The sequence below is a fragment of the Leptolyngbya sp. FACHB-8 genome, from assembly GCF_014695575.1.
Classification (GTDB): Bacteria; Cyanobacteriota; Cyanobacteriia; order Elainellales; family Elainellaceae; genus Vacuolonema.
The window spans coordinates 21021-39701 of the sequence record NZ_JACJOO010000017.1 but is presented as its reverse complement, the minus strand read 5'-3'; the positions used below and the strand labels follow the sequence as shown (position 1 = coordinate 39701).

Below are 18681 nucleotides of genomic sequence, written 5' to 3'. Positions count from 1 at the left end.
ATATGCCTGCTGATTGAGATGCTCCTCAAATCGAAACAGCGTTGGATGCAGCAACCCGAGATCAGCAACCTGGTGCGGGAACTGCGCTGCATCATGCAGTTATCTCAGGAAAAGTTTGCCGACGAATTAGGCATGACCTTTGCCACGATTAATCGTTGGGAGAATGGGCACGCTACGCCTTCGCCCCTGGCACTCAAGCAAATTAATACTCTCCTGAATCAGTTAGGAGAGCAAGGTGAGGTACTACGAGTGAAGTATTCCTCAAAGACGGCAACGGAGAGGAGGTCTGAATCGTGGTAACGCCTGCAGAGATTTTTGCTGGTGGCGGTGAGATGGGGGTGCTCATGCGATCGCTCGACTGGTCGCAGACGCCCCTTGGCTCTATCGAAACCTGGTCGCAGAGCTTACGAACGTCTATCAGCATTTGTTTATCGTCCCGGTTTCCGATTCTGCTTTGGTGGGGAACGGATTTGGTGATGTTTTACAACGATGCTTACCAACCCATTCTGGGAACCAAGCATCCAAAGTCGATGGGGCAGCGGGGACGAGACTGTTGGAGCGAAGTATGGGACGTGATCGGCCCCATGCTGGAAGGAGTTTTACTGACTGGAGAGGCTACGTGGTCGGAGAATCAAGTACTTCTGCTCGATCGCCACGGCTATATCGAGGAGTGCTATTTCACGTTCTCCTACAGCCCCATTGCTGATGAAACGGGCGGCACTGGTGGCGTGTTTACGGCTGTGACAGAAACGACCCGACAAGTTATTGGGGAGCGGCGCTTGCAGACTCTCCGGGATCTTGCTGCTGATACCGCTAAGGCAAAAACGGTTGAGGAAGCTTACAAGGCAGCGATCGCAGCGCTGGCTAGTAATATCAACTGCATCCCATTTGCGTTGCTTTATCGAATTGAATCTGACGATCAGGCTCATCTAGTGGGAGCGACCGGATTGGAAGCTGAAACCCTTGCGAGTCCAGGCGTAGTTGATTTATCTCGAGCTCAGGAGTGGCCATTTCAACCAGCGCGAGCTACGAGGCAACCTCAGCGAATTGAGAATTTGAGAACTCGATTTGGCGAGTTGTTCGACAGAAATGGGACGACGATCGCCCATGATGCAATCCTATTGCCCTTAACTCAGGCGGGTGACAAGCAGCGGGTTGTTGGATTTCTGGTGCTAGGCATCAGCCCGAAACTCGCGTTCGATCCGGAATATCAAAGCTTTTTCGATCTCGTTACCGGAAACGTAGAAACGGCGATCGCCAATGTCGAAGCTTACGAAGCAGAACGCCAACGGGCTGAGGCACTGGCAGAATTGGATCGTGCCAAAACAACCTTCTTCAGCAATGTTAGCCACGAGCTTCGGACCCCGCTGACGCTGATGTTAGAACCGCTGGGCGAGACGCTCAACCGACTGAACGGGCAACTGCCTGCAGTTGAGCAGGAACAGTTGCAGATGGTGCAACGCAATGGACAGCGGTTGTTGAAACTGGTCAACACACTCTTAGACTTTTCTCGCATCGAAGTGGATCGGATGGCAGCCGTATATGAACCGACCGATTTAGCTGCATTCACAACTGAGCTTGCCAGTGTGTTTCGTTCTGCGATCGCCCAAGCCAATCTGAGTCTTATCGTTGATTGTCCACCCCTGGCTGCACCCGCCTGGGTTGATCAGGAGATGTGGGAAAAGATTGTGCTGAACCTGCTTTCCAACGCCTTCAAGTTTACCCTTAAGGGCGAGATCGTCGTTGTAATGCGTGAACGCCACGACCAGATTGAACTGGAGGTTCGAGATACTGGGATTGGGATTTCCCCCGATGAGTTGCCCCACATTTTTGAGCGGTTCTATCGGGTCCGTGAAGCAAAAGGGCGAACCTATGAAGGCACTGGCATTGGACTGTCGCTGGTTCAGGAGCTAGTGTGGCTTCACGGTGGCACAATCGATGTCAAAAGCGTTGTGGGGCAAGGGACATGCTTCACCGTTTCTATTCCGACCGGGTATGCCCACCTACCGCAAAACCGCATTGGAGTATCCCGCACCCTGGATTCCACTGCAACGGGGACTAAAACCTGGGTACAAGAATTCTTACACTGGCTACCCGAAGAAGGGAATGGGAGGCAGGACGGGAATGGCAGTTCCTCCCCGGCTCCCATCTCCTCACTCTCGTCTTCTGCTGCGGCTCGAATTCTGCTCGTTGACGATAACCGGGATATGCGCGATTACGTCAGGCGGTTGTTGTTTGATCAGGGGTATACCGTGGAAACCGCGATCGATGGCAGAGCGGCGTTGGTAGCCATTGAGCAACAGCAGCCGGATCTTATTCTGGCCGATGTGATGATGCCTCAACTGGATGGGTTTGGGCTATTGCGAGAATTACGGGCAAATCCAAGTACGCGAGAAATTCCAATTATTTTGCTGTCGGCTCGGGCGGGTGAAGAAGCTTGTATTGAGGGGCTAGAAGTAGGAGCCGATGACTATTTAACCAAACCCTTTTCTGCCCGTGAATTGCTAGCACGAGTCGAAGCAACGTTGAAGCTGAGCCAACTGCGACAAGTGGCAGGACAACAAGAGCAATTGCTGCGGCAGCAGGCAGAAGCGGCACGACAGCAGGTCGAGACAATTCTATCTAGCATCCAGGATGGATTTTTTGTTCTCAATCGCAACTGGCACTACACCTACGCCAACGATCGCTTCTGCGAATTGGCTGGGAAATCGCGGGAAGAATTGCTGGGTTATAGCTATTGGAAGCTATTTCCAGATGCTATTGATACAGAGGCTTATGTTCAATTCCATCAAGCGATGAGTGAACAGACGCCTCTCCAATTTGAGCATCTTTATCTACCCTGGAATCGTTGGTTTGAGTATCGGGTTTACCCGTCCCCAGAGGGACTGACAATTTTTGCGGCTGAAGTAACCGAGCGCAAACAAGCTCAACAACGCGTGGAGTTTCTAACCGAATTAAGCCAGAAACTGGGTACGGTAACAGATGTAGGAGAAATTAACCGCATCGTCACCCACGCAGTCGGAACGTTTTTCAATGGGCATCGTTGCTACTATCTTGATGTTGCGCCAGATGGCAATCACGTCACGGTTTTACCGGATTGGCGGCTCGATGGACCCGATCTGGCGGGAACGTATAACCTCGCCCTTTTTGGCGCAGAGGACTGGTGGAAAACGGCAGCACAGCAACCGTTCGGCATTGATGATGTAACTGTACATCCCTGGACAAAGGATTTCGTCGACAATTACATGCTGATCAATATGCAATCCTATGCGATCGCACCATTTGTGCGGGAAGGACATTGGGTGGCTTCGATCGGCGTCAGTTTTAACCAGCCGCGTTGTTGGACCGTGGATGAGTTGTTGTTATTGGAAAACGTTGTTGCGCGCGTCGTTCCGATTATCGAACGTGCCCGCGTCGAAGCAGCTTTGCGCCAATCGGAAGAGAAATATCGTAGCCTGTTCAACTCCATGGACGAAGGGTATGTTCTGGCTGAGATGATTGTTGAGGAAAATGATCAGCTGGATGCCCCCGGCACTGTGCCTCGCGCGACTGACATTTTGTATTTGGAAGCAAATCCGGCGACGGTACGAATGCTTGGGCAAGATTTCACCGGACGGCGGCTGAGAGAATTTAACCCAAATGCTGAGGAACACTGGTATGAAATCTTTGGTCGCGTTGCTCAAACGGGTATCGGTGAGCGCTCGGAGCAATACGCCAAGCTGACGGAAACATGGTATGACTGCTACACCTTCAAAGTGGGTGACGAACACAGCCGGAAAATTGCCATTGTCTTCAACGACATCACTGCTCGCAAACAAGCGGAACTCGAAATCCAAAAATTTGTCTCCCTGGCCGACAACAGCACCGAATTTATCGGGATGTGCGATCTGGATCTGGTACCGTTTTATGCCAACCAAGCTGCTCTACAACTGGTTGGCCTTGAGGATCAGCAGTACAAGGAAACTCCGGTTAACGAGTTCTTTTTTCCCGAAGATCAAGATTTTATTGTCAATGAAGTCTTGCCACGGGTATTGCAAGACGGATGGGCAGAAGTGGAAATTCGGTTCCGTCACTTCAAAACAGGCGAAGCCATCTGGATGATTTACAACGTGTTTTACATCCGAGACGCGAACAATCAGCCGATTGGTTTAGCAACCGTCAGCCGCAATATTAGCAGTCGCAAACAAGCTGAAGCAGATCGCCAGAAGGCTGAACTGGCACTGCGAGAAGCCAACGTGCAGTTAGAGTCTGCTTTAGCGGCCGGAGCTGTTTACACTTGGCGGTGGGACATTCCGGCAAATCAAATACTGGTGAATGCGACGCTGGCCCAATTGTTTGGCTTAGACCCAGCCATCTTAACCCCGACAGGAGTAACGATTGAGGTCTTTACCCGTTCAATCCATTCAGAAGACCGTCCTCGCGTTTTAGCTGCCATGCAACAGGCGATCGAGACCGGTGATGTGTTTACGGCTGAGTACCGGGTCTATAATGCGACGGGTGAAGTGCGATGGGTCACAGCGCGGGGGCAGGTGGAATATGATGCGGCGGGTAATGCGATCGCCTTTCTGGGTGCGCTTGCCGATATTACCGAGCGCAAACGGGCAGAAGAAGATCGCGATCGCTTCTTCCAACTGTCCTACGATATGCTGGCGATCGTTCATATGGACGGGTATTTCGTTCACCTGAACCCCGCATGGACGAAGATACTGGGATATTCCATCGAAACGCTGATTGGTCAGAGCTACATTGCGTTTGTTCATCCAGACGATCGAGCAAGGACAATTGCTGAAGCGAAAGTCCTCGCCGAGGGCAGTCCAACCATTGGTTTTGAGAACCGTTATTGCGCTCAAGATGGCTCCTATCACTGGATTTCATGGAATGTGGTTCCCTCGGTCGATCAGAAGTTACTTTACTGTGTAGCGCGGGATGTTACCGAGCGAAAACAAGTTGAAGCTGAGCGTGAACAACTGCTCATCCGTGAACAAACTGCCCGTGAAGAAGCTGAACGTGCCAATCGCATCAAAGATGAATTTTTAGCAGTACTGTCCCACGAACTGCGATCGCCCCTTAACCCTATTCTCGGCTGGTCTAGATTGCTCCAAAGTGGCAAGTTAGATCAAACGAAAACAGCACAAGCGCTGGCAACAATTGAGCGGAATGCAAAGCTGCAATCGGAACTCATTGAAGACCTTCTAGATGTATCCCGAATCCTAAGTGGCAAGCTCAGCCTTAACGTATTTCCAGTTCATCTAACTGCCATCATTGAGGGTGCTCTGGAAACCGTCCAGTTGGCAGCCGAAGTCAAATCTATCTCAATAGAAGTAAGCCTTGCACCTAATGTTGAACCTGTTTTGGGTGACTCTACTCGGTTGCAGCAGGTGGTTTGGAACCTCCTTTCAAATGCAGTGAAGTTCACGCCAGAAGGAGGAAACGTTTGCATTCGATTAGAGCGGATTGATTCATTTGCCCAAATGACTGTCAGTGATACTGGGCAAGGGATTGAATCCCAATTTTTGCCCTATGTGTTTGACCACTTCCGCCAGGCCAACTCAACAACAACCCGTCACTTTGGTGGCTTGGGTTTAGGACTTGCGATCGTCCGCTACCTGGTTGAATTGCACGGAGGCACTGTTGGAGTTGAAAGTGCTGGAGCCGGGCAAGGGGCAACGTTTACGGTTCGGCTGCCGCTCCTACTCACTCCATCAACACGAAGCCAGGATGAGCAACTGCCTGAGCCTTCCCTGAATTTGAGCGGGATCCAAATTTTGGTGGTGGACGATGAGATCGATGCACGGGAATTGCTTGTGTTTCTACTGGAACAGCAAGGGGCACAGGTGGTTGCTGCAACTTCGGCTCATGAAGCATTGTTACTTCTGAGCCAATCCAAGCCAGATATTCTTATCAGTGATATTGGAATGCCCGATATGGATGGCTATATGTTGATCCAGCACGTGAGGATGCTCACGCCTGAGCAAGGCGGGCAAATCCCGGCGATCGCTCTCACCGCTTACGCTGGGGAAATGAATCAGCAGCAGGCATTAACAGCTGGGTTCCAGAAGCACATTTCTAAACCAATAGAATCAGAAATATTGATTCATATCATTTCCAGCTTAATAAAAACTTAGAGTATACTTTAACTCAAGTTTCAATGGGTGGCGATCGCGGCTATGATAGACCATGATGTAATTCAGGGTATTACTGATCTTACTTACAAGTTCCAACCGGCCTACATCTGAATCCCATGAGTAGTTCTACTGCTTCTTCTCAGGCAACTTCCCCCAATCTTAGACCAAGCCGTCCTTATCAGCCTGTCGTGTTGTACTGGGATACCCTACAAGGCATTAATGGCAATGGAGAGGGACCATTAGCAACCCGGAAGCAGCTACAGGATGCGATCGCCTTGTTCGCCCGTAACTTGCAAGAAAGCCCATGTGCAGGGGTGGTTCCCGGTGTCGTGGTGCAACTATCTGACGGTCTTTACTGGCTCAGCCCTGACTGGCAAGTTCTCTGCCTGTAACTTGAGCCTTTCACATCCTCGAGGAGCGGCAATCTGACAATGAAGGTTGCCCCCTGCTCTTCTCCGGCACTTTCAGTATGAATTGTGCCGTTGTGTCGTTCAACGATGTGACGGGCGATCGCCAAGCCGAGTCCCAAGCCTTTCGTTGTATTTGCGTCTTGAGCTTGACGAAAGCGATCGAATACATAAGGCAGGAAATCAGCGCAATACCGATCCTGTAAGCGCCAGTGAAGCCGAAGCCCCCTATATCTATCGTTCTCAAGCCAAAGCTGGAACCACTTCCTTCTTCGCCTACGCCACTGTTTATGTGATTTGTCGCAACAAACGAGTCACTTAGGCATTCATGCGGTGCATCGACAAGAAACCTTGGTCGCAACCGTGACGTACTTGTTGGTGATGCTGTCTCCATTGCGTCTGAGAATGAAGCGGCTTTATCTCGACCGGGGATTCTACAGTGTGCCTGTAGATCCGTTGGCTCAAAGCTCTCAATATCCTCTTCCTGATGCCAGCAGTGATCCGAGGGAAATCGGGGGGCACTCGGCAACTGTTCGTTGGACGTAAACGTTATGCGACCCACTACACCCTCACCAGTCCGACCTATGGTTCAATTCGCTGTTACATGCGGGTTGTCTGCAATTATCACAAGGGTTTCAAGGGGAAGCATGGCATCCACTACACCCTCTATGTCGTTCATCGAGTCACGGTCGCACTCAATCAACTGCATCAGCATTACAAAGACCGTTTCGGAATTGAGACCCGTTACAGAATCAAAAACCAGTGTCGCATCCGAACCACGAACAAAAATCCGATGACCCGGTTGTTGTTTGTTGCGCTGGCTTTTATCTTGGTTAATCTCTGGGTGTATTTGCTCTGGTTCTTTGTCAGCCGCACTCAACGAGGAGGACGGGGCGTTTATCGAGAACTCTTTAGCCTCAAAACAATGCTGGAATTCCTTTCTCAGGCAGTTGAGCGAAATTTTCCAGTCATCACAGCCATTTATTTACCTGCTCCGCTATGAATTTGCGATCTACTGAGGCTGTTTAATTGGGCACTGTACAGATCGTTGGTTGTTCAATGTATAGATCGTAAGTACAAAAAGCTGGTTTTTGAGAGTCAATAATTTTGCGTATGAGATCTTCGTGTATATGGCTGGCACGTTCGTTCAACCGCAGACGCACGATGAAGTGGTAAGGCCGTCCTCCTCCCAACATGGCGTCTTCTCCAATAGCAGCCTGATTTACAACAAAACCATAGCTGAAAACTTCTTCAATACAAATATGCTTCTCTGACTCCTTTTTCACATGTTCATCTAAAGGTAATCCTGTATAGAGATGAAGATAGAAGCGTAGGCCTTGCCGGGTGCCGTGCCAACGATAAAGCGTGACGGCATGACGAATCAGGCGTCGTTGTTGTTGAACCGTCCATTGAGTATCTGTTGTCCAACCGACCCAGTGTGCCAGGAAGGGAAGTAAGGCTTCGGGGGCGGTGAGGGGATCTAAATAAGCCCACATTTGATCCATAGTTTGCACCACGGGATCAAATGCTTGTTCAATAATGGCGAGGAACCGGCCTATGAAATCATTCTCTCGGTATAGAGCGGGTAAAAAGTTAAGGTAGGGGCTGGGGGGCCGAACATGGAGGGTAAAGACCTGATAGCCAACTAACTGGCGAGACGTCGGTGTCCCCTCAGGCTTACCGTCTGCTTCATGTTCGATGTAGACGAACACTTCACTTTGATAATTGAGTTGTAAGTGCGAGCGATCGCCCCCCAACTCCTCCGAACGTTCAAAAAAGTCGTGGGGCACCTGAAACTCGATGGTGCGATCGAGTCGTTGTTGAAACGCAAGAACAGGGACATCAACCTGCCACTGGCACCACTCTGAGGGGAAGTCTCCTTTTGTCTCAAGACTCCAACGGAGGGGGCGATCGCTGTGGTTTTCCACATGGATGGCGATCGCACTGGGTTCTCCAGGATGCAGGAGTAGCTGGTTGGACGCCTGCTCGTCTGGCCCACCTGAGAGGGATATTGTCACGGTGGCGAGCGCTTCGGGGATATGGGTAGAGGTGGCTTGAAGGGTTAAGGATGGGGTATAGCTGAGTGTCATGGCAGATCCTTCGTTGAAGCGATAGCGATAGGGTTAATCAGCAAATTCGATGACATGGTGCGATCGCAGATGGGAATCGCCATCATTCCAGGAGCAAATTAATCCCAATGAGCCAGGATTGATTGCGGGTTCTGGTAACGAAGAACGAAACCATTCTTCGCCATATTTCCGCAGTTCGTATAACTCCACGAATCCCACATGCCGAAGCCCCGGCATCACTTGCCCCTGGCATAATCCGACAATATCGTTTGGATAGACAGGACGGCCCAATTCCCAACCACGTCCATCAATCCCCCCCGTTAATGGATTAAGGAAGCGATAGAGTGCCCGCAAAAGCTGCTCACGAATGGCAGCTTGGGTGACAGGATGGTTGTAGCTCGGATCGAGCAATAGCTTAAGGCGTACACTAACCCCAACGTACTCCGGTTCTTGAAGGTGCACCTGAATTCCCAGAGGTTTGCGATCGCGGATGTAGTCCAAAACCTCAGCCTTTAGCCTTTCATTCAGCGTAAAGGCTTCATCCGGGTGCATCCCCATCTGCCAATCCACTGTTTCCAGGGACACCTGGGGAACCATGAGCAGCCGAACAATCCCTGGAGTGGTTTGGGCCTCGCTCAGGCAATGGGCACGGGCAACGGAACGGGAAGCTTTGCGGGCCACATTCTCAAAATCTTCGGGGATAACGGCTGATTCCCGTGTGCGCAGCAGATGGGGCACCCGTAAAACGGCCTCGTCTAAGGACTCGGCATCGACGCCACCCACCGCGGCCCCATAATTCGTCACATGCTTCACGTAGGGAATGGCAGACTTCAACACCGTCAGTTTTTCTGCCTGAACGTTGCCCTGACTTCCTCCCCCTGTCCGGTAAGCCACCATGTAAATTTCGGCTCCCAGAGGCGGCACTTTGCCATATTGGCGCTCCAGCAACTCACTGAGGGAAGCGATCGCCCCTGTCCCATTCTGGGTCCGTGTTTCCAGGGGATTATGACGAGAGGGCGATCGCTGGGTGGGCCCTTGCCAGGCTTGTTGCAAGGCCCGTTGCTGGGTCTTCTGTCGCAACTGGGCAGGCTCCCGAATCAGGGGGCCGAATTGTACGGTTCCGGTGAGGGAATCGAGGGTGTAGTGGGGGTCTTCGGCTCCTGAATCTGCGAAGTCGGGCACCTCCCGCCAACGCTGTATTTCACCTGTGGGAAGTCGCAGTTCAATGTATTCGTCGCGATCGCTCTGCCGCTCTAAAACAGGCTTCCCCTGCAACTCAAAGCTTTGCCCCGGTTTGCCATTGCTCACCCCCAGTAACTCCCGTTCTACCCGAACGCACTGGCTGGCGTTGACTGTCCCGCCAATGGAACGTACAGACAAGCCGACAATGCTGGGCGAACTGCTGTAGCTGGGCTGGAGGTCGCGGGGAGATGTATAGATACAGCGAATCCAATGCCCTCGATGGTGCGTATTCCCAGCTCCAAACTCCCAGGCAGGAAACCGTTGCGGCAAGTGCAGGATGACATCCGCACCTTCCTGCACCGAATTTTGAGCCGCTTGATTAAATTCGCTAAAACTAAAGCCTCGCGTTTTATCATCCGCTTCGCCCCGCAGAATCGGCTCCCACTCCTGCCCATTCCATGCCTGCCATTGTCGGGGCGGATCATCAGGATTGATGCCCGTGGTACGAGCCGCAACGCCTTTAATGTTGATGGCGACAACATTCCCTTGAATCGAATTGTCGGGTGCGTCCAGTGCCAGATAGAAGCAGTTGCCGGGGGTCGGTTGTTCAAAGAGTTGAGTTTCTTCGAAGCGATGCCATTGGTGATTGGGTGGCGTGCGATCGCGCCATTGTTGGGGATGCTCTTCAGCGACATCTGCCGTGAGCAAATGTTTAATTTGTGGCGTACCAATCACCAGTTCTTGCTCGGTGCTGAAGATAATCGCAGGCTCACTTTCCGTTCGCAGGGTTGCCACCTCCGTACTGTAGGGAATCCTCACTGCATCGGTTTGAGATTGGCTGAGGTAGAAGGTCAGTGCGGTTTGTGCAGGGGCAGGCGCTTGCAGCCGAATTCCCAACATTTCCAGGAAAACAATGTAATTCCGGTAAGGCACCTGATTGAACCGGAACAACATTTGATCTGTCAGCCAGGCGAACAGTTCTAGCAACGTCACGCCGGGATCGCTGGGGTTGTGATTCGTCCATTCAGGGCAATAGCGGGGAATCCGAAGCAGGCATTCTTCAACTAGATCGTTGTATTTGCGATCGTCTAAGTTGGGCTTGGGCAGTTGGGGTAAAAAGTCGAAGCTCATGACTGATTTCTCTGAATCCAACGTAGGTTATTCGTAAGGCTTCTCAGGGGCTGATGCCAGGTAGAAGGGATAGACCAGACTGCGAATGTCATGGCTCCCTTTGGGCTGATAGGAAATCGTAATGTTGACCTTGCCCCGAATGGGATCTGGCTCTGTTTGAACGCCTCGCAGATTAATGCGCGGTTCCCACATTTGTAAGGCTTCTTCCACATACAAACGAATTTGCAATAACGTTTGCAGGTTCAACGGTTCATACATCAATTCTGATAAGCGTGAACCAAAAGCGGGGCGATACACTCGCTCACCCAGATCTGTACGTAAGATGATGTAAATTGATTCCTCAATATTCGACGTTTTGGCACTCAACTGAATGCCACCTTGAACGTTAATTTGCAACGGAGATGCAAAGCCAGAACCAATGTAATCTGGAGAATTGTTTATCGATTGCAACATGGGAATGACTACTATTTGAAGGGGCTGCGTTACCTGGATAAGGGGCGATCGCGCATCACTTGATCGATCGCTTTTTCGTACCACCATTGTTTAGACTGATGCGGGTACGTGATACGAATAGTTTGGATTAAACGATCTGTGGTGTGGCGATCGCCCTGCAACATGGTGAGCAATGTTGTATAAAGCGGATTCAGGAGCAGATTCGCCGTTGTATTTCTCATGGTGGCGATCGAGCGTTTCATGGTTGACTCCGGGGGCAGTGGATGTAGACACCTCTACCTGAACATTACGGATGGCTGTTGGAGTTTATGCAGGCAGAATCTTGCCATTTCCCTGTACAGGCTAAGGGGTATATGTAACTTGCTTGTGCTTGCCATACGGTGGTCTTGCTCCCCGTTTACACCCGCCCGCGAATGAATTGTGGGCTAATGACAGGAAAACCCATTGAAATGGGTTGAAGAACTCCCAATAAGTGCGCAGTCCGTTTTAACGGACTTTTCTGATTAGCCCGCAATTTTATTCGCGGGCGGGCTAATGGCTGAGGTATTGACCTGTGTATACATGACCTGTACAGGGAATTACTAGCAGAAGGGGATTTTGATGGGTGTTGATGGGTGAGGAGGGGCGATCGCCATCTTCCATGACTGGTGGTTGAGTCTCAAAACCTCATCACCGAGTATCCGAGAATCACGATTGAGTAGTTGAAACTCGTGATTCAGTCAAAAAGACTCGTGATTGAGTAGTTGAAACTCGTGATTCAGTCAAAAAGACTCGTGATTGAGTATTCAAGACTCACGCATCAATGCCAGAGGTTCACAGACGAATATCGGAAACGGGATGTTGAACCCAAAAGATTCGCACCCGACTATTTACACCTCAACCGGGACATTCTCGGATTCTTCAATCTCTCTGCTTCCCTCTGCCACCTGCCCAGATGCTTCAATCTGTCGAATCGCCTCCAGCGGCGTAGCCGCTCCCGCAATCACAGCCCGGATACCTGGCAGATAAGCATCCATCATACTGATGTTGGCATAGACAAGCTGCTTAATCAGGGCATAACTGAGGTAATCATCCGTGACATCAATACTGGTCTTATAACGAATCTCACCATCCTCAAAGTCAAGCTCAAAGTTGCCCAAAATCATTCCAGAGTTGACCCGGGTGATGAATTCGGCGATTGAGAGGAGTTTCTCGGAGGGAGTGGCGATCGGGCAGATGGAGTAGAAGGCGAATTGTGCTTGCTCCCCTCGAATATGAGCATAGCAATTCCATTCACCGTTCTTACCTTGGATGGAAGTGTAGAGGATGGGTTCACCATGCAAACGAGTGAATGACCAATCATCGTTGGCGAAGAAAGTGATCAGTTGATCAAACATTTGCTTACTTGGCGATAGTTCTTGCTCAAGCACATTAGAAATACTTTGAGGCAATTCATCCAAATTCATGCCAATGGCTCCTTTTACATTTTGCAGGTTGAGTTGAGCTTGACGAAACCCAACAAAGGTCAAATTGAGAGGTAATGATGGTTTGTGAAATTCAATTCAAGTAATACTGGTAGCAATGCGATTGACGTGGATGTTGAGTTGAGGAATGAAGCCAATCTATGGCTTGCAGGCAATTGCATTAAAAATTCTGGCAATTCAAATTGTGGTAATGGCAATCGCACTTTTTCTTACTTGTTACCTTGTTTCACGTCTATACTTACATCCATATGAAACTCCTTCTTCATCTCGAGAGTATATTTGCTACTATTAACTTCATTGTCGATTTTAGTAACGTTTTTCCCCCATCTTGGACCAATAGAGTAATTAATACGAGAATTGCCCATGCCATTTAGTCCGGTTCGCTTCCTAAGTTCAGAGAAAGATTCTGACTCTATATCTTTGGCTGGGGTTATATCACCAACCGATCTACCTCCACCAGCGATATGGTCGGGACCATGAAGAGCTACACGTTTTTTCATCCATTTTTTAGCAAAAGCTTCGGCATCCTTGCGGGCTTCTTCACAAGATTTTCCGGCTTTGACAGAATTCTCAATTCGTTGTTTAATGATTCTATTTTCGATTATCCTTCGAAACAATTTTTGGTCGGCATCGCTTTCAGAGGTTCTCCCCTTTGTTCGCGTTAGTTTGAGTTTTTTAAATCGGTCCCTTCTCGCAGACCACTCACTCATTTTAAGCGCATTAATACCGCGTTCATGTTGTCTTAATTGACCTTTGAATTGATGGTATTGCTCTTTGAACTTCAAAGGAACTTCAAACTCGACTTTGACTTCTTGCATTTTAGTCACTAATGGTACAACTGCTGTGTTATCTATGGGATTAATTTCCGCCTGAATATAGAAGTTATTATTGTTGCCACCTCTATCATTATTAATCAATTCAATTCTCTTCAAGTTAAAACTACTTTTTATCTTCGGAAGCGCTTTCTTAATCTTTCGAGTAGTTGCATTAGGATCTTTTAATTGCTTTTCTGCCTCCTTTAATGCTTTTTGCAAATCTTCCTTCTTTTGTAAATCAGTACGATCGTCACTCTTACCATTTTTCTGTTTCTTGCCAAAAAGCTTCCTTGCAAACTTCATTACCAAGTCAACAATTCGATTCATTGCCCGGTCGAGCGGCTTTTGTATCCGCTTGATAATGTTGCGGATTCTATTGGAGATACCGCCTAAGCCAAGTAGCCGTGCCATGAAGCTGATAATGACGGGGAGGGATTTTGCCATGGATTGCTCAACGAATTTGATCGCGGCTCCAATTTTGCCTGCGACGATGCTGCTAATGGAATTGAATACGGCATTGGCAAGATCTAAAATTTGCTGCCACCGTTCAATGAAGAACATGACGGCGTTGTAAACGGCGATGATCGCCTGCACAATGGCACCGGCTGGGTTGAACATCGATACGAGTTTGATGACAGCCTGCTTGATGATAGTCGTGATCACCCAGTTGCGTACTTCGCTAATTACCATCTCTTTCACATCGCCAACGCTTTGGGAGATTTGCTGCCAGGCAGCGATCAGTCCACCCGTTGCAATACTTCGGAGTAACGCGAATGATTTTTCTACCTGGGAAACCCTTTTCTCGCCCATGCGCTTCACCAGTTGCTTTCTCAGGTTCTGATAAGTTGCGCCAGCGACCTGCAATGCAATCGATAGCATTCCTTTCGAGTTAAGTGCAGGGGGCATTTGCAATCCAGATCCTGAGAGGGCACCGAATAGCCAACCCATCAGACCTGCTTTGAGGTGCCTGGTAATATTGGCGGAAAACTGCTCAAAGCCACCTTTGACAGATTTCACGAGATTCCCGACGAAACCCACCGGGTCTTTGATAATGGTCATGAACAGGCCACCGACCTTCTTCAGAATGCCCATAACCTGCTCGGCTCCGCCTTTCCCAGCCAGCGCCATAGCCCCTTCAAAGATGAATTCCATCACCTTTTGACCAACGTTAAGGGCAAAACGTACGATTCGCTGAATGGGTTCTCTGAAAATATTGGCGAGTTCTTCTATCAGTCCCCCTGGATTGAGAATGTCATCAGGGGAAAGCGCATCAATGGCCCGGCGGAATAGGCTTTTAATGACATCCCATGTCAGATTCAGCTTTTGGATTTCTTGTCCAAACCAATCAAACGCTTTCTGCAATGCACCCGATTCCTGGAGATTTTGGAATAGGCGATCGCCCCCCGGTGCCAGCTCCAGCACCCCTTTGACTAAATTGGTTGCATTGCGCTCGACAGGCGTATCTTTAATGGGATCTTTGCCCAGCACCACCGATAGAAGGGAATATCCTGGCATCCGAGAAGCAAAGCCTGCCACGGAATCTAAAAATTCCCGCTTGGCTCCTTCAAAATTGCCTGTCAGAAGATTGCCAACTGCCCCAAGGACATCGCGTTGAATGCGAGGAGAAACGAGACTGATATCGCGACGTTGGATTGAAGCTTCTGCTGGAGTGAGTTTATTGTCCTCGGCTTTTGTGGAATGGGATTCGATCGCTTTTGGCTGAAGGGATTCCGTTTCATCGGGCGATCGCCGCACCTTTTCTTTGTTCAGTTCTTTTGCGCCAGTTTGTTGGATGACGTGGGTTAATTCGTGAGCCGTTAACTCATCCTTGGCTGGCGCTTTTCCAGCCGCATAGAAAATGTGATTGCGATAAGTGAATGCCTGGGCACTCACGGCTTTATTCATCTGAGCAGCGTTGGCTCCTGTATGAGCCTTTACATGCTTTAAGCTAACGCCCAAGCGCGGTTCCATGAACGATCGCACATCTTCCGGCAACGGGTTACCCCCAGCCATACTGCTGGATAACCGAGCCTCGAAATGGTTGTCCGGTTGCGATCGCTCCTGAGTTGCTTTGGTCTGCACCTCCTCCTCGGACGCTTGTCTCTGCACCAGGGGAGTAATGGCTAAAGGTTTAGGCTGGATATCAGATTCCGGTTGCTCTGGTTGTCGCTGGATACGATTGTGAGCGGGGTCGGGCATGGTCATGACTTTGGCGGCGACCTGATCGGCTTCCTGTTCGTAGCGATCGCCCACCTTCCCCACACTGAGTTTCGTCTGTACCAACTTGTTAGACGATGGTTTATCCTTCTCTAGTTCATTCTGCGCTGTTGATTCAGTCTTTTGTTGAATTGTATCTTTCGTGTCTCTATCGGGTTCAGAAGTTGCTCCTTCCTTTCGCTGAATAGGTTTTGTTTGATGGTCATCTGATTCAACGGTAGAATCTGCTTTCTTCTGAACGGGTTTATCCTTCTCATCCTTCAGTGGGTTAGCAGGATAGAGCGAAATCATGCCGGGGTTAAATCGGGCACGCGCTATTTTCCCTTGCTGGGCTTGCCAGTCGGCTGAGATGGGAGTGGGAGGAGCGATCGCCTTACCAGCTTGCGACTCCACTTCATGGGGAAAAGCACGCCGTTGCAGTTGCGACTCCGATTGTACGGGTGGGGATACATCCGTTGATGGCTTGACCTGATGATGGAGCGTTTGACTCATGGGATGTATCCTCGGCAGGACAAACTAGAGAAACCTGAAGACGTTGACGAGCGATTGGATTAACAGTAACGGGCTGATAACACACCTGTCTGTCATCGAAAGTCTTGGTATGGTTGAGACTAAGGTTGAGTTGTCATCATCAACCTGGAACAACTTGGATGGGTGTCGTTGTTGTCACCAGTGCCCCACGCAAACTGATTTTGGGAGCGGCGATCGCGACACTCGCTGTAGCCGAAATTTGAATACTGCCATCGCTATCATTCAGTGTGATGGTCTGGCCACCTGCTGTTTGAATCTGAATCTTGCCACCCTCATCATCGACAAACTGAAGCTGATGTCCGGCGCGCGTTTTGAACGTTCGTACCCGGACTCTGCCATTCTGGACGCTTTGCCGTACGGGTACGGGTGGCGCATCGGTACCATTCCACACGCCACCCAGGATGTAAGGACGATGAATGTCGCCATGCTCAAAGGCCACTAGCACTTCATCATTAATTTCGGGGAGACAATCAAAACCACAGGCATTACCTGCCCCAATCGCGACGACCCGCGCCCAATTGCTAGCGTGCTCCTCCGTCAAGGTTGGGAACTTGACCTTAACGCGTCCCCAGCCTTCAGGATCTTCGTTGTCTGTCACGATGCCCACGAGCAGCGTTTGTCCCGGTTGCAGGGAGGGTTGAGGGGTGAGCCTGGGTATATAGCCTCCTCGCAATCCCCGCACGCTAAATTCGGTTCGGTACACTCGTTCCTGATAGATGTGGCGGGTCTCCGTCACATAATACTGACCGCTATGTGGCCCCATGTCGTCCAGTTGCACGACTCGCCCAGGGCGAATCGTGGCATTTCCCTCGCCCCTCGCATCGGCGCAGACAAATTGTCCCCCCAGTTCATCACATGCTGCCTGAGCCATGACATCCGCTTCTTTGGAGCTGAAGACGGGCTGATCGACCAGGATCGTGGTCGGGTTGTTGGGTCTGCCATTAAATTGTGGGCTGGTGTCACTGCCGTGTCCGTTTTGGGTGGTCGTTAAAACCTGCTCTCGCTGGCGGGTGGAGACGATCGCCCGTTTTTCCCCATAATCCCAGGCTCGTACTTCCACCGCTTTGACCTGTTCTGCGCTCGTCACGCGAACGCGGAAGCTGTGCAGATCCGTCAGCCACTTCAGGCGCAATTCCCCATCGACTTTAGGCTTGCGGAAGTTGAGTTTGCCATCCTGAACAAACAGTTCAAAGCCAAGCCGCATGGCTCGTTCCCGCAGGAATGCCATATTACTCTGGTTCTCCTGAAACACATAGTCATGGGGGATGCCGCTATCCTCGATCGCCCCTTCTTTAATACCCACTTCCGCCACAATCTTTTTGACGATGTCGCTGTCGGTCATGTTCTGAAACGAGCGGTTATGGTGGCCGCGATGCAGACGATGGGAAACATCGTAGCCACGCACAATAATTGGAGCTTGTGACTTCTCACTAAATTGGGTTTCGATGGCTGTAATCTCGCCTTCCAGTAAATAGTTCTGGTTGGACTGGTTGAAGGCAGGGGCTTCGGTGGTGCTGGTGCTGAAACCAACCTTGATGGGTTTGCCAATCTGAAGCAGGTTTTGATGCCGCCAGGGTCGGGTGTGCGATCGCCCCGGATAGTAATCATTCTGCAACACCAGGGTAAATAAACCGGGGCGATGCAGGCTTTCCTCAACCGACAGTTGCAGGATGTCTTCCATTAACTCGGTGGGGGCCGGTTGGCCATCGATCAGCAGGGTAGGGCGATCGCGGTGGGTTGCGGGCATGGGACGTCTCCTATCTTGCGGCGTTCTGGCGGGCGGGAATGCTGTCATTCTGGCGATCGGCAGCGGTGGGAGCCGTGGCTGCCAGAGAGCCGTTGGGTTTCGGCTCGTCAGCTTCCTTTAAGGTGAGATTGTCAATCACGGCACGAACGGGGGTACCATCGGGGAGAAAAAGGGTGAGTTTATAGCTCAGCTTTTCGACAAAACAACGGCGCAGATATATCTGTTTTCCCCACATCAGGGTATAGATGGGTGGGCGTTGTTTGCCTGAAACAAATTGCACTGCTTTGCGAAAGGGTTCAATGTAGCGCTGTACTACATCGGTTCGTTCTTCGTATGTGTCAAACATCACCTGGCTGATGGTGACGGTATAGGCTTTCACATTGGCAAAACTCACTTTAGGCTGACCCGTTTCTTCAGTGCGTGAACCTGGGCTTTCAGCGGTATCCACGACTCCTTCAAAGGCCAGTTCTGCCGGATTAAACATAAACTCTAGAGGGGGAACTCCATCATCGGATTTCAACGTTGCTTTGACCAACATGAC

Annotated in this window: 13 protein-coding genes; 4 read left to right on the top strand and 9 right to left on the bottom strand. The window is 50.3% G+C overall.

The window, feature by feature from the left end; genetic code table 11:
- Window positions 1-18 precede the first annotated feature (18 nt).
- From H6F91_RS04145 to H6F91_RS04135, 3 genes are all read left to right on the top strand, one after another.
- Complete coding sequence (locus H6F91_RS04145; protein ID WP_190774517.1) at window positions 19-300, top strand: helix-turn-helix transcriptional regulator; 282 nt, start codon at window positions 19-21, stop codon at window positions 298-300.
- The gene (locus H6F91_RS27795) at window positions 294-6125 is read left to right on the top strand and encodes a PAS domain S-box protein (RefSeq protein ID WP_190774516.1); all 5832 of its coding nucleotides are present in this window, start codon (window positions 294-296) and stop codon (window positions 6123-6125) included. Before H6F91_RS04145 ends, H6F91_RS27795 begins: the two co-directional genes overlap by 7 nt.
- Window positions 6126-6241: 116 nt before the next feature.
- Window positions 6242-6517 (top strand): hypothetical protein, encoded by a 276-nt coding sequence (locus tag H6F91_RS04135; protein ID WP_190774515.1) that lies wholly within the window; start codon window positions 6242-6244, stop codon window positions 6515-6517.
- Here H6F91_RS04135 and H6F91_RS04130 read toward each other — a convergent pair.
- A complete protein-coding gene (locus tag H6F91_RS04130) occupies window positions 6478-6654 on the bottom strand; it encodes an ATP-binding protein (RefSeq protein WP_347280009.1) in 177 nt (58 codons plus the stop codon). The two genes, H6F91_RS04135 and H6F91_RS04130, sit on opposite strands and share 40 nt — an antisense overlap.
- 365 nt (window positions 6655-7019) lie before the next feature.
- Here H6F91_RS04130 and H6F91_RS04125 point away from each other — a divergent pair, with 365 nt between their 5' ends.
- On the top strand, window positions 7020-7535 hold the full coding sequence (locus H6F91_RS04125) for a transposase (protein WP_190774514.1): 516 nt from the start codon (window positions 7020-7022) through the stop codon (window positions 7533-7535).
- Window positions 7536-7557: 22 nt separating this feature from the next.
- Here the strand turns inward: H6F91_RS04125 and H6F91_RS04120 are convergent, their stop codons facing one another.
- From H6F91_RS04120 to H6F91_RS04080, 8 genes are all read right to left on the bottom strand, one after another.
- A complete protein-coding gene (locus H6F91_RS04120) occupies window positions 7558-8622 on the bottom strand; it encodes a phage tail protein (protein WP_190774513.1) in 1065 nt (354 codons plus the stop codon).
- A 33-nt stretch (window positions 8623-8655) separates the two neighbouring features.
- The gene (locus tag H6F91_RS04115; RefSeq protein WP_190774512.1) at window positions 8656-10914 is read right to left on the bottom strand and encodes a putative baseplate assembly protein; all 2259 of its coding nucleotides are present in this window, start codon (window positions 10912-10914) and stop codon (window positions 8656-8658) included.
- A gap of 27 nt (window positions 10915-10941) precedes the next feature.
- Entirely contained in the window at window positions 10942-11367 is a 426-nt protein-coding gene (locus H6F91_RS04110; protein ID WP_190774532.1) for a GPW/gp25 family protein, read from the bottom strand.
- 29 nt (window positions 11368-11396) lie between these two features.
- A complete protein-coding gene (locus H6F91_RS04105; RefSeq protein ID WP_190774511.1) occupies window positions 11397-11609 on the bottom strand; it encodes a hypothetical protein in 213 nt (70 codons plus the stop codon).
- Between the two features lie 627 nt (window positions 11610-12236).
- Window positions 12237-12812 (bottom strand): YbjN domain-containing protein, encoded by a 576-nt coding sequence (locus tag H6F91_RS04100; RefSeq protein WP_190774531.1) that lies wholly within the window; start codon window positions 12810-12812, stop codon window positions 12237-12239.
- Window positions 12813-13039: 227 nt separating this feature from the next.
- On the bottom strand, window positions 13040-16255 hold the full coding sequence (locus tag H6F91_RS04095) for a DUF4157 domain-containing protein (RefSeq protein WP_206754897.1): 3216 nt from the start codon (window positions 16253-16255) through the stop codon (window positions 13040-13042).
- A gap of 238 nt (window positions 16256-16493) precedes the next feature.
- Complete coding sequence (locus tag H6F91_RS04085; RefSeq protein WP_190789233.1) at window positions 16494-18140, bottom strand: VgrG-related protein; 1647 nt, start codon at window positions 18138-18140, stop codon at window positions 16494-16496.
- Window positions 18141-18150: 10 nt separating this feature from the next.
- Complete coding sequence (locus H6F91_RS04080) at window positions 18151-18678, bottom strand: hypothetical protein (RefSeq protein ID WP_190774507.1); 528 nt, start codon at window positions 18676-18678, stop codon at window positions 18151-18153.
- Window positions 18679-18681 lie beyond the last annotated feature (3 nt).

Bases quoted from the DNA above. Each gene is read 5' to 3' on its own strand.
- H6F91_RS04105 (WP_190774511.1), bottom strand. From the start codon at position 11,609: ATGAAACGCTCGATCGCCACCATGAGAAATACAACGGCGAATCTGCTC.
- H6F91_RS04100 (WP_190774531.1), bottom strand. From the start codon at position 12,812: ATGAATTTGGATGAATTGCCTCAAAGTATTTCTAATGTGCTTGAGCAA.
- H6F91_RS04120 (WP_190774513.1), bottom strand. From the start codon at position 8,622: ATGACACTCAGCTATACCCCATCCTTAACCCTTCAAGCCACCTCTACC.
- H6F91_RS04125 (WP_190774514.1), top strand. From the start codon at position 7,020: ATGCCAGCAGTGATCCGAGGGAAATCGGGGGGCACTCGGCAACTGTTC.
- H6F91_RS04135 (WP_190774515.1), top strand. From the start codon at position 6,242: ATGAGTAGTTCTACTGCTTCTTCTCAGGCAACTTCCCCCAATCTTAGA.
- H6F91_RS04115 (WP_190774512.1), bottom strand. From the start codon at position 10,914: ATGAGCTTCGACTTTTTACCCCAACTGCCCAAGCCCAACTTAGACGAT.
- H6F91_RS04145 (WP_190774517.1), top strand. From the start codon at position 19: ATGCTCCTCAAATCGAAACAGCGTTGGATGCAGCAACCCGAGATCAGC.
- H6F91_RS04110 (WP_190774532.1), bottom strand. From the start codon at position 11,367: ATGTTGCAATCGATAAACAATTCTCCAGATTACATTGGTTCTGGCTTT.
- H6F91_RS04085 (WP_190789233.1), bottom strand. From the start codon at position 18,140: ATGCCCGCAACCCACCGCGATCGCCCTACCCTGCTGATCGATGGCCAA.
- H6F91_RS04080 (WP_190774507.1), bottom strand. From the start codon at position 18,678: ATGTTGGTCAAAGCAACGTTGAAATCCGATGATGGAGTTCCCCCTCTA.